Origin of the sequence: Olleya marilimosa CAM030, assembly GCF_000518485.1 — a bacterium.
In the GTDB taxonomy this organism is placed as follows: domain Bacteria; phylum Bacteroidota; class Bacteroidia; order Flavobacteriales; family Flavobacteriaceae; genus Olleya; species Olleya marilimosa.
On record NZ_JADR01000002.1, the window covers coordinates 137,273 to 156,297 of the forward strand.

General features: G+C 31.7%; 16 protein-coding genes. 8 read left to right on the top strand and 8 right to left on the bottom strand.

The genetic code is table 11. The features are described from left to right. Nucleotides 1–36: 36 nt before the first annotated feature. From M890_RS0104610 to M890_RS0104620, 3 genes are read left to right on the top strand one after another with little or no spacing between them, the layout of a single operon-like run. A complete protein-coding gene (locus tag M890_RS0104610; protein ID WP_028282405.1) occupies nucleotides 37–774 on the top strand; it encodes a lysophospholipid acyltransferase family protein in 738 nt (245 codons plus the stop codon). Between the two features lie 4 nt (nucleotides 775–778). Further along, on the top strand, nucleotides 779–1,765 hold the full coding sequence (locus tag M890_RS0104615) for an acyl-ACP desaturase (protein ID WP_028282406.1): 987 nt from the start codon (nucleotides 779–781) through the stop codon (nucleotides 1,763–1,765). A gap of 3 nt (nucleotides 1,766–1,768) precedes the next feature. Then, complete coding sequence (locus tag M890_RS0104620) at nucleotides 1,769–2,425, top strand: HD domain-containing protein (RefSeq protein ID WP_028282407.1); 657 nt, start codon at nucleotides 1,769–1,771, stop codon at nucleotides 2,423–2,425. 65 nt (nucleotides 2,426–2,490) lie between these two features. Here M890_RS0104620 and M890_RS0104625 read toward each other — a convergent pair whose 3' ends face one another. Together M890_RS0104625 and M890_RS0104630 are read right to left on the bottom strand one after the other, a co-directional pair. Further along, entirely contained in the window at nucleotides 2,491–3,252 is a 762-nt protein-coding gene (locus M890_RS0104625; protein ID WP_036597162.1) for a hypothetical protein, read from the bottom strand. Between the two features lie 62 nt (nucleotides 3,253–3,314). Next, complete coding sequence (locus M890_RS0104630; protein ID WP_028282409.1) at nucleotides 3,315–4,187, bottom strand: AraC family transcriptional regulator; 873 nt, start codon at nucleotides 4,185–4,187, stop codon at nucleotides 3,315–3,317. 214 nt (nucleotides 4,188–4,401) lie between these two features. Between M890_RS0104630 and M890_RS0104635 the strand changes: the two genes are divergently transcribed. Then, nucleotides 4,402–4,986, top strand: coding sequence for a hypothetical protein (locus M890_RS0104635; protein ID WP_157243257.1), 585 nt, complete (start codon nucleotides 4,402–4,404; stop codon nucleotides 4,984–4,986). A 73-nt stretch (nucleotides 4,987–5,059) separates the two neighbouring features. Here the strand turns inward: M890_RS0104635 and M890_RS0104640 are convergent, their stop codons facing one another. The 5 genes from M890_RS0104640 to hemH are packed head-to-tail and all read right to left on the bottom strand — an operon-like array spanning nucleotide 5,060 to nucleotide 10,317. Continuing rightward, nucleotides 5,060–5,842, bottom strand: coding sequence for an enoyl-CoA hydratase/isomerase family protein (locus M890_RS0104640; protein WP_028282411.1), 783 nt, complete (start codon nucleotides 5,840–5,842; stop codon nucleotides 5,060–5,062). An 11-nt stretch (nucleotides 5,843–5,853) separates the two neighbouring features. Then, nucleotides 5,854–7,308, bottom strand: coding sequence for a sensor histidine kinase (locus M890_RS0104645; RefSeq protein ID WP_084553556.1), 1,455 nt, complete (start codon nucleotides 7,306–7,308; stop codon nucleotides 5,854–5,856). A 54-nt stretch (nucleotides 7,309–7,362) separates the two neighbouring features. Next, nucleotides 7,363–7,911 carry a CopD family protein gene (locus M890_RS0104650; protein ID WP_028282413.1) on the bottom strand — a complete coding sequence of 183 codons (549 nt, stop codon included), beginning with the start codon at nucleotides 7,909–7,911 and terminating at the stop codon, nucleotides 7,363–7,365. 31 nt (nucleotides 7,912–7,942) lie between these two features. Then, nucleotides 7,943–9,286, bottom strand: a complete 1,344-nt coding sequence (locus M890_RS0104655) for an MATE family efflux transporter (RefSeq protein WP_028282414.1) — start codon at nucleotides 9,284–9,286, stop codon at nucleotides 7,943–7,945. Beyond that, the gene (gene hemH / locus M890_RS0104660; RefSeq protein WP_028282415.1) at nucleotides 9,286–10,317 is read right to left on the bottom strand and encodes a ferrochelatase; all 1,032 of its coding nucleotides are present in this window, start codon (nucleotides 10,315–10,317) and stop codon (nucleotides 9,286–9,288) included. The genes M890_RS0104655 and hemH overlap by 1 nt, the downstream gene beginning before the upstream one ends. Nucleotides 10,318–10,468: 151 nt before the next feature. Here hemH and M890_RS0104665 point away from each other — a divergent pair, with 151 nt between their 5' ends. Next, nucleotides 10,469–13,957: a TraB/GumN family protein gene (locus tag M890_RS0104665; RefSeq protein WP_028282416.1), complete on the top strand. Its 3,489-nt coding sequence runs from the start codon at nucleotides 10,469–10,471 to the stop codon at nucleotides 13,955–13,957. Between the two features lie 35 nt (nucleotides 13,958–13,992). Here the strand turns inward: M890_RS0104665 and M890_RS0104670 are convergent, their stop codons facing one another. Continuing rightward, a complete protein-coding gene (locus M890_RS0104670; protein ID WP_028282417.1) occupies nucleotides 13,993–14,886 on the bottom strand; it encodes a helix-turn-helix transcriptional regulator in 894 nt (297 codons plus the stop codon). 195 nt (nucleotides 14,887–15,081) lie between these two features. Here M890_RS0104670 and hemA point away from each other — a divergent pair, with 195 nt between their 5' ends. From hemA to hemE, 3 genes are all read left to right on the top strand, one after another. Continuing rightward, the gene (gene hemA, locus M890_RS0104675; RefSeq protein WP_028282418.1) at nucleotides 15,082–16,344 is read left to right on the top strand and encodes a glutamyl-tRNA reductase; all 1,263 of its coding nucleotides are present in this window, start codon (nucleotides 15,082–15,084) and stop codon (nucleotides 16,342–16,344) included. Continuing rightward, complete coding sequence (gene hemC / locus M890_RS0104680; RefSeq protein ID WP_028282419.1) at nucleotides 16,337–17,911, top strand: hydroxymethylbilane synthase; 1,575 nt, start codon at nucleotides 16,337–16,339, stop codon at nucleotides 17,909–17,911. The genes hemA and hemC overlap by 8 nt, the downstream gene beginning before the upstream one ends. 83 nt (nucleotides 17,912–17,994) lie before the next feature. Further along, on the top strand, nucleotides 17,995–19,023 hold the full coding sequence (gene hemE, locus M890_RS0104685; RefSeq protein ID WP_028282420.1) for a uroporphyrinogen decarboxylase: 1,029 nt from the start codon (nucleotides 17,995–17,997) through the stop codon (nucleotides 19,021–19,023). Nucleotides 19,024–19,025: the final 2 nt, after the last annotated feature.

Consider the following 19,025-nt stretch of genomic DNA (forward strand, 5'->3'; position numbering starts at 1 on the left):
TTTTCTATTTTTGATAGATAGAATTTTTATTATAAAATGAGAAAAATTATTGCCTATCCTTTATCTGTTATTTACTTCCTGTTTTTTGGGTTAACATTAGTTATTTTTCATCCAATACAATGGATTTGTTTTAATGTTTTTGGTTATAAAGCACATAAAAAAAGTGTGGATTATCTTCAGTTTTTCTTAATGCGATGTGTAAACCTGTTAGGATCCACTCATAAATTTATAAACCCTTACCCTTTAGACAATTCTCAACCTGTCTTAATTGTCTCTAACCATCAAAGTATGGCAGACATACCTCCATTAATGTGGTATTTTAGAAAACACCATGTTAAATTTGTTAGTAAAAAAGAATTAGGTAAAGGACTACCAAGCGTATCCTACAATTTACGTCATGGTGGCTCTGTATTAATAGATCGTAAAAACCCTAGACAAGCGATTGTCGCTATTAGGAAATTTGCAGATTATATAGAAACTACTAATCGTGCTGCTGTTATTTTTCCGGAAGGTACCAGAAGTCGTGATGGACAACCTAAACCATTCCATACTAAAGGTCTTGAAACCCTAATAAAATATGTGCCTAGTGCAATTATTATTCCTGTAACTATCAATAATTCATGGAAAAATTTGCGTTATGGTAAATTCCCTATGGGTATTGGAAATAACATCACATTTACAGCACACAAACCGGTTAAACCTAGTGATTTTGACTCTACTGAAGCATTATTAAATCACATAGAAACTACCATTAAAAATAGCATAAAAATATAACGTTATGTCATCAAAAAATGTAAGATTAGAAGTCATGTCTTTTTTAGAAAAAGATATAGATGCTTTAATAGATAAATACTTAATTCCTGTTGAAAAAATTTGGCAACCCTCAGATTTTTTACCAAACTCTGAAGGTCCTAACTTTTTTGAAGAGGTAAGAGAAATTAGAGAATTGTCTAAAGAATTGTCTTATGATTTTTGGGTGGTTTTAGTTGGAGATATGATTACTGAAGAAGCATTACCAACTTACGAGTCTTGGTTAATGGATATTGAAGGCGTTGAACAAGATGGTAAAAACGGTTGGGCAAAATGGATTAGACATTGGACAGGCGAAGAAAACCGTCATGGTGATGTTTTAAACAAATACTTATACCTTTCTGGTCGTGTTAACATGCGCGAGATAGAACAAACTACACAACACCTTATTGCAGATGGTTTTGATATTGGTACAGCAAGAGACCCTTACAAAAACTTTGTTTATACCAGTTTTCAAGAATTAGCAACTTATGTTTCACACAATCGTGTAGCAAAATTAGCCAAAGAAAAAGGAAATAAACAATTGGCTAGAATGTGTAAAATAATTTCTGGAGACGAGATGAGACACCATCATGCTTATAGCGAGTTTGTAGAGCGTATTTTTAAAGTAGACCCTAGTCAAATGATGCTAGCGTTTCAATACATGATGAAACAAAAAATTACAATGCCAGCTCACTTTTTAAGAGAATCTGGAGGTAAAATCAGTACTGTTTTTGACGAATTTTCTAACACTGCACAACGTATTGGTGTTTATACATCTATGGACTATATAGACATTTTACAAAAACTAATCAAGCGTTGGGACATTGATAAAATTACAGACCTTAACGACGACGCTGAAAAAGCACGTGACTACCTGATGAAACTTCCAGAGCGAATGTTACGTTTAGCAGACCGAATTAAGATACCTGAAAATTCTTATCAATTTAAATGGGTTGAACCAGCCAAACTATAGTTTATGTCAAACCAAGAGCTAATTGAAACCACTAAAACCTTTGTAAAAGACACTTTAAAAGATGCCGAAGGTGGACACGATTGGTTTCATATAGAGCGTGTTTACAAAAATGCGCTTCTAATAGCTAAAGGCGAAACAGTTGATCCATTAGTTATTGCGCTTGGCGCATTATTACATGACATTGCAGATAGTAAATTTCATGATGGCGATAGTACCATTGGGCCAAAAGTTGCTGGTGCTTTTTTGTTAAAACACAACGTAGACTCGGCAACCATTAATCATGTTATAAAGATTATTGAAAACATCTCCTACAGTTCTAATTTAGGCACAGAAAAAGCCTTTAAATCTTTAGAATTGGATGTTGTACAAGATGCTGACCGTTTAGATGCTTTAGGCGCAATTGGTATTGCACGTACCTTTAATTATGGTGGTTTTAAAAACAGAACCTTGTATGATCCAGAGATTGCACCAAATTTAAATATGACTAAAGCTGAATATAAGGCTTCAAATGCACCAACAATTAATCATTTTTACGAAAAATTACTGCTTTTAAAAGATAAAATGAATACCACTACTGGTCATAAAATTGCTAAACAACGACACCAATATATGGTAGACTTTTTAAAACAATTTGATGCAGAATGGAAAGGTGTGAAATAAAAAAAGGTTATTTTAAGTTAGTAAATACTAACATTAAAATAACCTTTTTTACTAATTAAAAGTGCTTACTCCATATAAGTAAAAGTAGTTGTATATACACTTACGCTATCATCCCCTAAATCTGTAGACGTTACAGTTCCGGTTGAAGGGTAATTTTGAGCATCATAAACATAATTAGCAACAATCTGATAGATTGGTGTTAAATCTTCATCTTTATACGTGATTTTTTTAATGTTATTTGTAGGTAACAATAATCTAGCTTGTACAATTTCTGGTGCTTGAACATCCATACTAAAGTTTAAATCTACATTATCCAACACATCAATAATTCCGGCTGCTTCTAGCGTGTAAAAAAATGGATTTGGTGTTGCATCATATTCAATTTCTGCATAATATTCTACTACATTCATTGTATTATTAAAAAAATCAAACTCTTCTTCTAAAAATCTAATACTAACAGGATTCATGTTACTATCATATTGCAAAACTTCTCCAGTTTCAAAAGCATCATAAGGCGATTGATACAATTCTTCTACATTTAATGTTTCACCTTCTCCTGTTACATTTGTTAAGTTGTTATTGTCATAAACTAAAAAGCTAGTTTCCACACCATCTGTGATGTTAGCGACTTGATTATTTCCGTTATAATTAATAGTAACAGATTGGTTTTCTGAAGCATCTTGAGCAGACACAACTGACAAATTAGTGATTAATTTAACAGATGCATTTTGATTTGCTTGGTTAAATTCGTCGGTTGCAGAGTCTTCACTACAGCTCATAAAAACAGCTAAAACGGTAAGTAATGTAATTTGTAATTTTAGTTTCATAAATAAATTATTGATTGATTAAATTATTAAATAGAGCACGAAAATAAAAAAATTCACAAATTTTAAGACTGCACCATGGATTTTATTTCGCTTCTATATTTTGAAGCACTTTTTCCGACCACTTCATTAAAAACTTTATTAAAATGAGAAAAGTTGTTAAAACCACATTCAAAGCATATATCTGTAATGCTACTTTGACTTTCGGTTAATAATTTAGTTGCATAAAAGACACGATATTCATTAACAAATTGCGTAAATGTTTTTCCTGTAATCTTTTTAAAATAACGACAAAAAGCTGGTACAGTTAGACTTACCTCCTCTGCTATTTGATCTAAAGTAATATGATTTTGAAAATTTTTATTGACGTATTTGTAAATTTTATCAATCTTGTTAGTGTCTTGTGGTTGGGTTTCAAAAACGTAACCATTTTCATTAAGCAAAGTATAATCATTAGTTAACGCTAACAACTCTAAAATTTCCAACAACTTAGTAACACGCTTTATACCCTCATACTTAGGCAGTTTTTCTATTTTAGGACCTACTATTTTTTTAATTTCTGGTTTAAACAGAATTCCCTTTTTTGCGCGCTCCAACAATTGCAAAATATTTTTCATTTCTGGTAACGCATTAAGCGCGTCACCTAAAAATTGAGGATGAAATTGCACCAAAGTTTCTTTTCCTTTAGAAGTTAAACGGTCTGTAAACCCATTGTGAGGTAAATTAGAGCCAATAAGTATTAACTGACTATTATTAAAGTAAGACAAATGATTACCAATATGTCGTCTTCCTTTGCCTTTATTAACATACACCATCTCAACTTCTGGATGAAAATGCCAAAAGGCATCACTCCTTTTACGTTTTTTAGTCTTTTGAACCGCAATTATAGAGCTTCCAAAACTAGGTGTTATTTTTTTTAATGTAGGTTTAGTATTCACTGCAATAAACTTTTGACAAAACTACAACATCTTACAGTATTGTTGTATGCTAATTTAGCACTAATGTATACTATTTTAACCTATAACGTTTTCGTAATGCATTATTAAGTTAAAATAGCACATAAATATACCAATTGACTTGTTATTATAACTGGACTTCTATATTAACTTTGTACCAGTAATCCTTAAAAAGATTTAGATTATGAAAAAATTTATGAAACACATTTTAGCTTTAGCAATCGTATTTGCTACGCTAAGCAGTAACGCAACAGAAGTAGTATCTTTTACAAAAGAAGAGGACGGAAAAACATTATTAATGTTTGACAATGTTAATCAAGGTGATCAATTATTAGTCAAAGATGCTTTTGGAATTATTTTATATAAAGAATCTATTGAAAAAAGTGGTCAATACAATAAGTCATTTGATTTAACATCATTACCTGATGGTAATTATATTTTTGAATTAGATAAAAAACATCAAATTAGAACTTACCCATTTAAAGTAGATTTATCTGTAGTTACTTTTAACAAAGAAAAACTAACAGTAATTAATAAACCAATAGTAAACGCTAAAAACAATGTGGTTTATGTAACGTCTTATAACGAAAGTCCAACGGATTTTAAAATTGAAATTTTTTATAACACTAACGGAAGTATTTATGAAAAGATACACACTGAAACCGTAAAAGACACTACTACTTTTGGTAAAAAATTCAAATTATTAGAAGATAAAAAAGAAGACTACAAAGTTGTTATTTCATTTAAAGGACACACTTTTACATCTGTTGTTAACTTCTAAAACTCATTTGCCACAAAAATAAAAAAAGACGCACTATTGCGTCTTTTTTTATATCTAAAGGTTTAAAATAGTATTATTTTCCAGGAAAATCTGCTTTACGTTTTTCTAAAAAAGCAGTAGTACCTTCTTTAAAGTCCGCTGTACCAAAACAAGCACCAAATTCCTTAATTTCTATATCAAATCCATTAACACCATCTGTGTAGTTAGCATTTATTGCTTGAATAGCTTTACCAATTGCTACGCTTGAGTTACGCATGATTTTACCAGCTATTTTCTGGGCAAGAGGCATTAATTCTTCTAAAGCAACAACGTGGTTAACTAATCCATAATTTAATGCAGTATCTGCATCAATCATTCCTGCGGTCATAACCATTTCCATTGCACGACCTTTACCAACTAATTGTGGTAAACGTTGCGTACCACCATAACCAGGTATAACACCTAAGCTAACTTCTGGCAATCCCATTTTAGCATTATCGCTAGCAATTCTAAAATGTGCAGCCATAGCTAATTCTAATCCTCCTCCTAAAGCAAAACCATTGACTGCAGCAATTACAGGAGTTTGTAAATTTTGAACAAAGTCAAATAACATTTCTTGACCTAATGCTGCTAATTTACCACCATTTTCTACTGTAAAATTTGCAAATTCGCTAATATCAGCACCTGCAACAAACGCTTTTTCTCCGCTTCCTGTTACAATAATTACCTTAGTATCTATATCCTTATTTGCATGATCAAATGCGTGATGAAGCTCTGTAATAGTTGCTTTATTTAGTGCATTTAACTTGGATGGTCTATTAATTGTAATAGTTGTTATTCCGTTTGCTGTGTTAGTAAGTATGTTTTCGAAATTCATATGTAAATGTTTTAATATTCTTTTGGAAATGAAACTGTAAAGGTTGTTCCTACGTCTTTAACAGATGTAAAGGTAATTGTTCCTTGATAGGTTTCTACTATATTTTTTACCATTGCCAAACCTAATCCCATTCCGCTAGATTTAGTAGTAAATTTTGGCTCAAAGACTTTATCTTTATTTTCATCAGAAATCCCAATTCCGTTGTCAGAAATAGTTAAATCAACACGACCATTATTGTCCGTTACTTTTACAATAATTTGCGGTGTTCTGTCACTTGGGATTGCTTGTATACCATTTTTTACCAAATTAGTAATGACTCTAATTAATTGAGTACGATCAAATTTGGCTATAATTTCATCTTTTTCCGGTTCAAACTCGATATAATCTTCATTAAAAATATCCAATGCTAAGTCAACAATTTTAACCACATTAAGTAATTCATTTTGTTGTGCTGGCATTTTAGCAAAGTTAGAAAAAGCACCTGCAATTGCACTCATGGTATCTATTTGCTGTATTAATGTTTTACTATACTCATCTAGCTTTTGTACAATGTCAGGATCTTCTGGGTTAAACTTACGCTGAAAACTTTGAACCGTTAATCGCATTGGTGTTAACGGGTTTTTTATCTCGTGGGCAACTTGTTTAGCCATTTCTCGCCAAGCTTGTTCACGCTCGCTTTTAGCAAGCTTAACAGCACTTTCTTCTAACTGATCAATCATGCTATTGTACGCCTTTACTAACGTAGAAATTTCTTCTGTTGTACTTTCAATTTCTATCTTTTCATTGCGCTTTTCTAGACGTGTTTGATTCATTTTATCACTAATAGTCTTTAGTGTTCTAGTTATGTATTTTGATAAAAAGTAGGCTAAAACTATGGCGATAATTAACATTAATAGATAAGTATATCCTAGGCGTTCAAAAAACTCGTTTAGCTCTCTAGATAAAAAGTCATCATTTTCTAAATACGGTAGATTTAGTATTGCCAAAGGTTTAAACTTTTCGTCTACTATGTAAGTATATGAGGACCTGAAACTTTCACCTTTTTCCTCTCTTTTTTCTACAAATCTATGATTAGTTGTATTGGACAATGTATTAAGCACCTCAGCTTTTACACATTTTTCGGCAATATCATAAGGTAATGCTGCTTTAGATGAAATTAGCAAACCACCTTCTAAATCGTATAAATTAACCTGAAGTCCATGGACATTGGCTATTTTATAAATTTCATCTTTAAAAATTAAGGGTAATTTTTCTGGAACAACCTCAAAAGAGGTTTCTTTAATAATAAAGTTAATGTGACGTTTTATGCTAATTTCTTTTCTTTCTAAACGTAACTTATGGTAATCCTGAGTCTCTTCACTATACTGATAAGCAGCAACTAATGCAATTAAAATGGATGCCAAAAGGACCAAAAAAATCATCGCAAAAAAGATGCGAAGTCGTAAAGAAAGTCTAGTAATTTTCATTGTTTAAATATAACAATAATCACACCAAAAACATAAGATATAGTATTGCTTAGATTAAGCTTTTGGATTTTTCTCTCTGATGCGCTTATAAACCTTAAAGCCTAACATTAATAAAACCCCTAAAACAAAAATACCTATAACGCCAAACATCCAATTTATGGCGCTTTTTAGTATGACTAAAAAGACTACAGCAAATAGGATAAATGTGGCACCTTCATTATACATACGCATAAAATTTGAAGATTTTTTAACTACATCATTTTGCAATTGCTTAAAATAAACATGAGTTTGAAATTGATACAAAAACAATAATATCACAAAAGTTAACTTAACGTGCATCCAAGGTTGTTGTAACCAAAACGGTTGTAAAATTAGTAGCCATACCGCAAAAATTGTCGCTAATATTGCACTTGGCCAAGTGATAATAAACCATAAACGCTTAGCCATTAACTTTAACTGTTCTCCTAAAATCTCTTTATCTGGAGAAGGTTTATGAAATGCTTCTATTTGATATACAAATAATCTTGGTATATAAAATAAACCTGCAAACCAAGTGACCACAAAAATAAGATGTAAAGATTTTATGTAATTATAATACTCCATTGTTTAAATATAACTAGTTAAATATAGGCAATTACTGATTTAGTTTTAGATTAACTTCCCTACGCAAAAAGAAAGCGGTCACTAGGGTAGATAAAATATCCGATATTGGAAATGCTACCCAAATACCAAATTCGCCAAAATACATTGGTAATATATACATTAACGGAATAAAGAAAATAGCTTGCCTAGTTAATGTTAATAACAAAGCAGGTAAAGCCTTACCTACTGCTTGAAAGTAAGCAGCACCTATTAACTGAAGTGATAGTATTGGTATTGCTGCAAAAGTCCAACGCATATTGTTTGGTGTGACTTTTAAAACATCTAAATCTGTAGTAAATAGCTTAGTAATTACTTCTGGAAATACCATTAAAATAACAAAAACCATGGTTGCTAAAATAGTAGCATACTTGATAGCTACAAAAATCACCTCTTTTACACGATTATATTGCTCTGAACCAAAGTTATATCCTGCAATAGGAATAAACCCTTGCGTAATTCCAAACACAGGAAACAATGCAAACATACTCATCCTTCCTACAATTGCATAGGCTGTTACAGAGGTTTCGCCTCCATAATCAAACAATGCATTATTAACCAGTAAATAGGTAACACTTACTACAGCTTGTCTTGCTAGTGTTACAAAACCTAACGAACCTATTTCGGCAACTATTTTTTTATGTAATTTAAAATGAGAAACGTTTATTTTTAATTCGGAATTTTTAGATAAAAAATACCATAAAATAAACAAAAAAGACACGATATATGAACCTGTTGTTGCCCAAGCAGCACCAGACATTCCCTTATCTAAAACACCTATAAAAATATAATCCAACACTAAATTCCCAACAGAAGGAATTAACATAGCATACATGGCAAATTTAGGTTGCCCTTCTGCACGTATAACACTATTACCCATCATTACAAATCCCAACACAGGAACTCCGTATAGGATAATCTCATAATACACTTTTGCAGGATCAAAAATAGCGCCTTTTCCTCCAAAAGCAGGAATTAATTGGTCTACAAAATAAAGCCCAGAAGCTGCAAAACTTACAGTAAACAATAATGTTAAAGCGACTTGATTACCAAAAGTTTTTAATGCTTTTTCTTTATTATTTGCACCTAAAGCACGAGAAATAATTGAAGAGCCTCCAATACCAATACTCATCCCTAAGGCAGCAATAAAAAAAGAGACTGGCAACACAACATTTATGGCTGCTATTGCTGTAGATCCAATCCATTGACCAACAAAAATAGTATCCACTAATATATTTAGTGACATTACCAAAATACCAATAGAGGCAGGCACTGCTTGTTTTATCAAGAGCTTGCTTATAGATTCTGTACCTAAATTTGAAGATGTATTAGTTTGCATTACACTTTAACAGCAGTTTTAGACCAATCATTAATCCAATCTGCTAATAAGTTTACCCAATTTTGATCTGTATTTAAACAAGGTATTGTTGTAAAGTCTTTACCACCAACTTCATGAAAAATTTCTTCTCCTTCCATTGCTATTTCTTCTAAAGTCTCCAAACAATCACTAACAAAAGCAGGTGTGACAATTGCCATATTTTTGATTCCTTTTTTTCCTAAACGCTCTATAGTACGATCTGTATAAGGTTGCAACCATGGATCAAAACCTAATCTAGATTGAAACGATGTAGAATACGTATTATCTTCCAACCCTAAGTACTCGCCTACTAGTCTAGTAACTTCTTTACATTGATGTCTGTAGCAAAACTCGTGTGCTTTGCTTGCGGTTTCGCAACAGCTACCATCAATTTTACAGTGTCCATTAGTAATATCGCTTTTTCTAATATGACGCTCTGGAACACCATGGTAAGAAAACAGAAGATGTTCGTAATTTTTACCTTTTAAATGTCCTTTTATAGACTCTGCCAACACTTTAATATATTCTGGCTTGTTATAAAACGCTGGCAAACTATCTATTTTAAGATTAGGAAAGTTAGCTTTTCTAACTTCTTCTGCTAATACCAAAATAGTTTCGGTAGTTGCCATAGCAAATTGAGGATACAACGGAATTAAAAAGACGTCTTCCACACCTTTATCAACTAATTCTTGCAAGCCTTTTTTAATGGTCATGCTTCCATAACGCATAGCTAATGCTACTGGATAATCAACTTTTTCTTGAACCTTTTCTTGTAACTGCTCTGAAAGCACAATTAAGGGTGACCCATTATCCCACCAAATTTTTTGGTAAGCTTTTGCGCTTTGCTTAGGTCTAGTATTTAAAATTATTCCTTTAACCAAAAGCGTTCTAGCCCAAAGCGGAACATCTATTACACGTTCGTCCATTAAAAATTCTCCTAAATATTTTTTAACATCTTTTGGAGTTGGACTTTCTGGCGACCCTAAATTAACAAGTAGTATTCCTTTTTTCATCTGGTTTCTTTTTCAGATGCAAAAATACAACACTAATTTAAAATATATAATAAACTTAAGAGGTTGATTATACTTATAGCTTATTATAATATAATCAAAATCTTTCAGTTAAAATTAAGTTTGATATATTTACGAGTAGATATTAAAATATATGAAAAATTACCTGTTTGTACTTTTCTGTGCAATTTCATTGACAACATTTTCTCAAAATCAAAATAATAATCAAAGTTTGCTCTGGGAAATTTCCGGAAATAACCTAACCAAACCATCCTATATTTATGGCACAATGCATGTTAGTGCAAAGGTAGCCTTTAGACTTGATGATGTGTTTTTTCAAGCGTTAGAAAATAGCGAAAGCATAGCATTGGAGTCTGATCCATCCACTTGGTTAGCATTTAACTACCAAACCACAACTTTGACACCTCAAAACTACTCTCAGAGTTATGATAAAAACTTTTACTCCACACTTTTTGGAATAGAACATCCAGAAGAAGTTGCCATTAGAGGAAGCATAAGGTCTGATAACAGAATGATTAACGGTTATTTATATCGTAAAGATGGTTATGCAGATAATTTTGAAGAAGAAACCTACTTGGATATGTTTATTTATCAAGCTGGTAAAAAGAAAAAGAAAAACATTTATAGTTTAGAAGATATTGAAGAGTCTCGTTATTTAGTCTCTAAAGCTCAACGTAATGCTAGAAAAAACAAAATTGACCCATGGTTAACTAAATTATACGAAAAAGAAAACCCTTACTTAGTTCAAGAAAACACCTATAGAGATCGCAATTTAGCCTTATTAGACTCTATTGGAGTTGCTTCTAACACAGAGTATTTTAGAGAAAACATGCTATACATACGCAATGCCAATATGGTACACGTATTAGACTCTCTTATGCAATCGCAGTCTGTATTTGCTGGTGTTGGTGCTGCGCATTTACCAGGAAATAAAGGGATGCTTAAAATGCTTGAAGATAAAGGCTATACAGTAAAACCATTACTATCTAAACAAACCACTGTCGCACAAACTAAAAAAGAAGAAATTGAAGCTTTTATTGCACCTACAAGCCTCTCTAAACAAAGTACACCTGATGAGTTTTTAACCCTAAAAGCATTTACAGAATTGTATGAGTTTTATTATGGTGGTCAAAAATATTACATATCTCCTGATATGACTAATGGTGCTTATTTAACCATTAGCAGGTTTAATACTTTTGATTATTTACCAAACGAAAAAGAAATATCATTAAATAGATTAGACAACTTTTTATTTGAAGATATACCTGGTGACATTATTAAAAAAGAAGCGCTAAACCATCCTTATCCAGGCATTAGTATTTTAAACAAGACTAAAAAAGGCGACTATCAAAAATATCATATATACAAAACCCCTTTAGAAGTTATTGTTATAAAATTTGCTGGTCAAAAGGAGTATGTTTTAAAAAATGAAGCACCAATATTTAAGTCTATTACTTTTAAAACACCAACTAATACACTTCAAACATTTACATCTACCTACAACAAATACCAAGTTAATTTTCCAGAATATTATACTACTGATAATGTCCAAAATGCAGGTCAAAAACTAATCCAAGGAAAAATAAAAGACGATTATTATTTTGTTAAAGAAGTCGCTTTTAATGATGTTTACTATATCGAAGAAGATAAATTTGAAGCTAAATATATTGTCACTAACTTTTTTAAAGATTTTGAAATTGAAGATTATACAGGAAAGTACAACAACAACAACAACAAATATTACAGTTATGAAGGTATAGCAAAAAAGGACTCAACGTCTTTAGAAAACATTCATTTAAAAAGTATAGTAAAAGATGGTAGTTACTTTTTACTAGGCTATGTTGGCAATAATAAAGACCTAGCAGACAACTTTTTTAAATCCTTTAAATTTACAACTGTCAAACAAGAAGGATTTACAAAAATAATAGATACTTCATTGCATTTTTCTGTAGTCACAAATACTAAAGCAACACCACCTTACGATTATTATAGCTACCGCAAACCTAAAGATTACGAAGAAAAAACTAAGCGTACTACCTACTACTCAAAATCCAACGAGCAAGTGTACATAAGCAAACTAAAGTTTCATGATTTACAGATGTACAAAAATGTAGATAGCTTGTGGAATGAAATTGATACAGATTTAAAAGCTGTAGAAAAAATTGATGGATTTAAAAAATACATCATTTCTGACAAGAAAAAATACAAAAAAGACAACCAATATTTTTACGAATACACTTTAAAAGACTCCTTAAGTGCAAAAGCAATTTTAGTTAAAAATATACTTAATAAAGGTGCCCTTTTTGAGATTAAAAGTCTGACAGATACGCTGTCAAAACCAACGCCTTTTATCACTAATTTTTATAACACATTTCAACCTTTAGACACGTTGTTAGGCGAATCTGTTTTTAGTGACAAAACAGACCGTTTTTTTAAAGCACTTCGCGATAATGACAGCATTGTTTTTAAAGCAAAAAACAAAGTCAAGTTTAATAAATCTAACGCAAGTACAATGATAGATTTAATTAAAAACTTTGACTTTCCGGACAATAAAGAAGATTTTAAAACTTTTTTAATTTCAGAATTAGCAAAACTTGACGACCCAAGAACAGATGCGTTTTTAAACAACCTTTATGAAGAGTCTTATTCTAAGCCAGATATTCAAAATACTATTTTAAGGTCTCTTTTAAATAAGCCTACTAAAAAATCTTATGCAACATTTTTAAACCTGCTTAATAAAGACTTACCATTAAGCGGATCTATAGGCTCAATGTTTTATAATTACAACGACTCATTAGCACTTAAAAAAACCCTTTTTCCTGACTTACTAGAATATACTTCTATTGAAGAATATAAAGAACCTATTTACGAGCTTTTAGCAAAACTTAAGGACAGCAGTGTTATTAAAACTAAAGCCTATAAAAAGTATAGAAAGCAATTAATTAAAGATGGTAAAATTGAAGTTAAACGAAGTTTAAAGTCTAAAGCAAGTTACAACTACAGATCTTATAGCAGCTCATTATACGCTTTTGTTAAATTAATTTTCCCCTTTAGAAAAGAAGCCGAAGCTAAAAACTTTTTTAACAAACTGTTAGATAGTGACAATGTATCTGCACTTACAACCTACTATGTCCTATTAGAAGAAGCAGGAGAAACTATACCAGAAAAATTAAAAGAAAAAACAATAAACGACTATAAAAATCAAGCGTTCTTAGTAGATAGAATGTATAGCAAAAAACTATACAAACCGTACCTAACCCAAAAAATTAGCCAAGAAATGTATGCTAAATCCACATTGTTTGCTAACACAACTATTGAAAAAGAAAGAGACTCAATACATTTTTTAGGCAAAAAAACATTTAAAACAGACGACGATAAAGATGGTGACATGTACTTTTATATGTTAGTACAAAAAGAAGATAAAGATGAAACAAAACGTTTCTATTATGCTGGGTTTTTAAAATCACAAAAAAAGGACAGACTTCAAACCGAAGTGTATTACGACTCTGGTTACAGTGGTAATTACATTGACGAAAACGAAGAAGAAGACAAACTAATTAAAGATGTTTTAGACTTAGTCATACATAAAAACCGAAGACGATTAGACGATAGTGGTTACTAAATAAAAAATGCGCTTAACTAATTAAGCGCATTTTTTTATATAGACTGTATGTACTTTTTAGGTGTAATACCATACTTTTTTTTAAAAGCAGCAATAAAATGACTAGCAGTACTATATCCAACCCGTAAACCAACCTCATTAACATTATGTGACCCTGTTTCTAAAAGTTTTCGTGCAACTTCCATTTTATAATCAAATAAAAAACTAAAAACAGAATCTCCATAAATTTGCTTAAAACCTTCCTTAAGTTTTTTTAAGGATAAATTTATCTCATCAGACAATTCCTGTAAAGTAGGTGGCTCAGCCATTCTAGCAATAACAATATCTTTGGCTTGTTTAATTTTAGCAACATTGGTTTCATCCACTAAAAATGGACACTGCTCAATATTAGCTTCTTCACCTCTGTTAAAATATAAACTTAGCAACTCATAGGCTTTCCCTTTAAAATACAAGGTTTTAATGGATGAATTTAGATTATAATTTATAATTTGATTTAAAGCAATAGCCATAGATGGCGAAATCTTTCCGTCTTTGTAATACTTTTTATCTTTATTGTCACTACTTAAAAACGTGATATAATCCGCTTCTTGCGAAAACAAACCATGAAACTTTTTAATAGATATTAAAACAGAAACTAACCAACAGTCTGGCTTAACAAGTAAATTAATTGGTAAGTCCTTTTGCGGATTATAAAGTAGTAATGACGTTTCTTCTGCGATATTTAAAACGTAATTACCATTGTTAAATATAAAGTCACTATTACCCTTTAAACAAAAATGAAACTGAATAAAACCGCTATCAATAAAGCGTTCAACAATCTGATTATTAGCGGTTTCATTTTGATAAGTTAAAACAAAAACATCTTGATCAACCTGTGTTTCGTTAAACGAACCTTCAGCGACATTTTTAAAATCTTTAATAACTGCCATAAAATAATTTTATTTAGATTGATTCTAAACAATAAGCTTTAAAACCATTGATTTCACTACAAAAATATGATAAATATCATAGTAAGGTCATTTTTAACGCTAAAAAACCACAATCGTTATTAAAAGTTCTTATAGCGTTACTTTTTAAATTATATACAACATAAATTTGCTCTCAATAAAGTCCCAGTCAGGTAAATGGAGCACTATCACATGTCAACAGGCACATATTTTTACGCTTTAGGTTTAAGTTATAAAAAGGCAGATGCAGAAATTAGAGGTCATTTTAGTTTAGATGAATCCGCTAAAGAAGCCCTTTTAAATCAAGCTAGATCTAACGGAGTAGAAAGCCTTATCGTAACGTCAACTTGCAACCGTACAGAAATTTACGGATTTGCAGAACACCCATATCAGTTAATTCAATTATTGTGCGATAACACAAAAGGAACCGTTGAAGAGTTTCAAAAATACGCATACATCTATAAAGGTAAAGAAGCTATTTCGCATTTATTTAGAGTTGGTTCTGGATTAGACAGCCAAATTTTAGGTGATTTTGAAATAATTGGACAACTTAAAAAAAGTACTATCGAGTCTAAAAAACATGGTTTATTAAACCCTTTTATTGAGCGTTTAGTAAACTCTGTGATACAAGCTAGTAAACGCATTAAAACAGAAACCGAAATTTCTTCTGGTGCAACTAGCGTCTCTTTCGCTTCTGTGCAATACATTTTAAATACCATTGAAGACGTTACCAATAAAAACATCTTACTATTTGGTACAGGAAAAATTGGACGTAATACCTGTGAAAATTTAGTAAAACATACTAAAAACGAGCAAATCACATTAATAAATCGTACCAAAGGAAAAGCAGAAGCAATTGCTGGTAAGTTTAATTTAGTGGTTAAGGATTATGCCAACCTACAAGAAGAAATAAATGAAGCTGACATATTAATTGTAGCTACTGGAGCACAAAATCCAACGGTTGACAAACAATTAATCCAATCTAAAAAAGACTTGTTAATTTTAGATTTATCAATTCCTAAAAACGTAGACGAAAACGTGACAGATTTACCTAACGTTAAACGCATACATTTAGATGATTTATCGCAAATTACCGATGAGACTTTAGAGCGCAGAAAACTGCAAATACCTTTAGCTGAAAGTATTATAGAAGACATCAAAGCTGACTTTATAGGATGGTTAGAAACCAGAAAGTTTGCTCCAACAATCAAGGCATTAAAACATAAACTACAAGACTTTAAAAATGCCGAGTTAGATACGCAACGTAAAAAGATGGCTAACTTTAACGAAGAACAAGCCGAAATTATAAGTAATAAAATTATTCAAAAAATAACCAATCATTTCGCGCATCATTTAAAGGATGATGCATTCTCAACTGACGAAAGTTTGGAATTAATTAAAAAAGTGTTTCAACTAGAAAACACCACTAAGCATGTCTAAAATAATTAGAATCGGAACTCGTGATAGCGAGTTAGCTTTATATCAAGCAAAAGCAGTACAAAGTCAATTACAAGCATTAGGTCACCAAACCGTTTTAGTACCACTAAAATCTACAGGAGATATCGTCCTTGACAAACCACTATACGAGTTAGGTATTACAGGAATTTTTACACGCACTTTAGATATAGCCATGCTAAATGGAGATATTGATATTGCAGTACACTCCCTAAAGGATGTACCAACACTACTACCTAAGGGTATTGTACAAGCTGCAGTTTTAAAGCGTGGTAATGTAAGAGACACGTTGTTATTTAAAAATAACGAAGAGTTTTTAGGATCTAGAGACGCAACTATTGCAACCGGAAGTTTACGTAGACGCGCACAATGGTTAAATCGTTTTCCAACACACACTGTAGTTGACCTAAGAGGTAACGTCAACACACGATTACAAAAACTAGAAGACAGTGATTGGAATGGAGCCATTTTTGCTGCTGCAGGTATTGGTCGTTTAGACTTAAGACCAGAAGACGCTGTAAATTTAGATTGGATGATTCCTGCACCTGCACAAGGTGCAATTATGATTGCTGCTTTAGCAGAAGATGAAGAAACCTTAGCAATACTAGCAGAAATAAACCATCAAGAAACTGAAATTTGCACCAAAATAGAACGTGACTTTTTAAATAAACTTGAAGGTGGATGTACAGCTCCAATTGGTGCTTTAGCTTTTATAAAAGATGAAGAACTAACCTTTGAAGGAATACTTTTAAGTAAGGACGGAACAAAAAAAATACAGGTTAAACGCGTTAAAGCTGTAGGAGAACATCATGATATTGCAGAGTGGTGTGCTAATTACATTTTAGAGCGTGGTGGTAACCGTTTGATGGATGAGCTTAAAGAGTCTCACGTCCCAACAAACATCTACTCTACTAAATCATTAACTGATGATCAACGCTTTTTATTTAACGAAAAAATAAAAGCCGAAAGCTCAGACTTCGTTAAGATTAGCCTAAACAGAATACACCCAAGATTTGTTAAAAACCAAATTGAAAACGTAGTCATTACTAGCCAAAATGCAGTAGAGGCTTTATTGAATAACTTTTCTGCTATTGAGCTTCAATTTAAAAACATATACTGTGTTGGTCGTCGCACAAAAAAGATGATTGAAAAACGTATTGGTAATGTCTTACATACTGAAAAAAATGCTAAAAAATTAGCCGAGTATTTAGTAGATTTTATGGAAGGTACAGAAGTAACATACTTTTGCAGCGACTTAAGACTAGATGATTTACCATCTATCTTAAAAGAAAACAACATTACAGTTAACGAGATTGAAGCCTACCAAACCAAGTTGGACAGTATTAATATTCCAGAAAGTGTTGAAGGCGTAATGTTTTATAGTCCATCAACAGTACAGAGTTATAAAAAAGAAAATGACGCTAAAGGCATTGCATTTTGTATTGGTGAAACTACAGCCAAAGAAGCAAGTAAACACTTTGATGATGTACGCATAGCTAAAGTCCCAACGGTAGAAAGTGTAATAGAGTTAGTAAACGAGCATTACACTTAATAGTACCTTAAAAGGATAATAATTAAAGATCAAGTAATAATAATTTAATAGATTTTCCGTCTACGCGGAAAGGACACAAAGATATGTTGAAAAACGATTTATTTTTAAGAGCATTAAAAGGAGAAACAGTAGAGCGTCCACCAGTTTGGATGATGCGTCAAGCAGGTCGTTACCTTCCAGAATTTATGGAAATAAAGGCTAAGTATGACTTTTTTACACGTTGTCAAACGCCTGAATTAGCAAGCGAAATTACTGTACAACCAATCCGTCGTTACGGTATGGATGCTGCTATTTTATTTAGTGATATTTTAGTTATCCCTCAAGCAATGAATATTGAGGTACAAATGAAACCTAATTTTGGTCCTTATTTACCTAATCCAATTCGTACACAAAAGGACGTAGATAATGTTATAGTACCTGACGTAAAGGAAGCTTTGAACTATGTTTATGAAGCAATAAAAGCAACCAAAGAAAAACTTAATAACGAAGTACCATTAATAGGTTTTGCAGGTTCACCGTGGACCATCTTATGCTATTGTGTACAAGGTCAAGGCTCTAAAAATTTTGATAAAGCTAAAGAGTTTTGTTTTACAAATCCTATTGCAGCACACCAATTATTACAAAAAATAACAGATACAACTATTGCTTACTTAAAAGAAAAAGTAAAAGCAGGTGTTAATGCAGTACAAGTATTTGATTCTTGGGGAGGCATGTTATCTCCTGTAGATTATCAAGAATTTTCTTGGCAATATATTCAACAAATTATAGATGCATTAAAGGACGAAACACCAGTTATTGCATTTGGTAAAGGTTGTTGGTTTGCATTAGGTGAAATGGCTAAATCTGGAGCATCTGCTTTAGGTGTAGACTGGACATGTTCTGCTAAAAATGCACGATATTTAACTGGAGGAAACATAACGCTTCAAGGAAATTTTGATCCAACAAGATTATTCTCTCCTCCTGCAGAAATTAAAAAAATGGTACACCAAATGATAAACGATTTTGGTAAAGATAAATACATTGTAAACCTTGGTCATGGTATTTTACCAAACATACCATTAGAAAATGCTAAAGCATTTATAGACGCTGTAAAAGAGTATAAAGCGGATTAAAA

Bases quoted from the DNA above. Each gene is read 5' to 3' on its own strand.
- M890_RS0104610 (WP_028282405.1), top strand. From the start codon at position 37: ATGAGAAAAATTATTGCCTATCCTTTATCTGTTATTTACTTCCTGTTT.
- M890_RS0104615 (WP_028282406.1), top strand. From the start codon at position 779: ATGTCATCAAAAAATGTAAGATTAGAAGTCATGTCTTTTTTAGAAAAA.
- M890_RS0104620 (WP_028282407.1), top strand. From the start codon at position 1,769: ATGTCAAACCAAGAGCTAATTGAAACCACTAAAACCTTTGTAAAAGAC.
- M890_RS0104625 (WP_036597162.1), bottom strand. From the start codon at position 3,252: ATGAAACTAAAATTACAAATTACATTACTTACCGTTTTAGCTGTTTTT.
- M890_RS0104635 (WP_157243257.1), top strand. From the start codon at position 4,402: ATGAAACACATTTTAGCTTTAGCAATCGTATTTGCTACGCTAAGCAGT.
- M890_RS0104640 (WP_028282411.1), bottom strand. From the start codon at position 5,842: ATGAATTTCGAAAACATACTTACTAACACAGCAAACGGAATAACAACT.
- M890_RS0104645 (WP_084553556.1), bottom strand. From the start codon at position 7,308: ATGAAAATTACTAGACTTTCTTTACGACTTCGCATCTTTTTTGCGATG.
- M890_RS0104650 (WP_028282413.1), bottom strand. From the start codon at position 7,911: ATGGAGTATTATAATTACATAAAATCTTTACATCTTATTTTTGTGGTC.
- M890_RS0104655 (WP_028282414.1), bottom strand. From the start codon at position 9,286: ATGCAAACTAATACATCTTCAAATTTAGGTACAGAATCTATAAGCAAG.
- hemH (WP_028282415.1), bottom strand. From the start codon at position 10,317: ATGAAAAAAGGAATACTACTTGTTAATTTAGGGTCGCCAGAAAGTCCA.
- M890_RS0104665 (WP_028282416.1), top strand. From the start codon at position 10,469: ATGAAAAATTACCTGTTTGTACTTTTCTGTGCAATTTCATTGACAACA.
- M890_RS0104670 (WP_028282417.1), bottom strand. From the start codon at position 14,886: ATGGCAGTTATTAAAGATTTTAAAAATGTCGCTGAAGGTTCGTTTAAC.
- hemA (WP_028282418.1), top strand. From the start codon at position 15,082: ATGGAGCACTATCACATGTCAACAGGCACATATTTTTACGCTTTAGGT.
- hemC (WP_028282419.1), top strand. From the start codon at position 16,337: ATGTCTAAAATAATTAGAATCGGAACTCGTGATAGCGAGTTAGCTTTA.
- hemE (WP_028282420.1), top strand. From the start codon at position 17,995: ATGTTGAAAAACGATTTATTTTTAAGAGCATTAAAAGGAGAAACAGTA.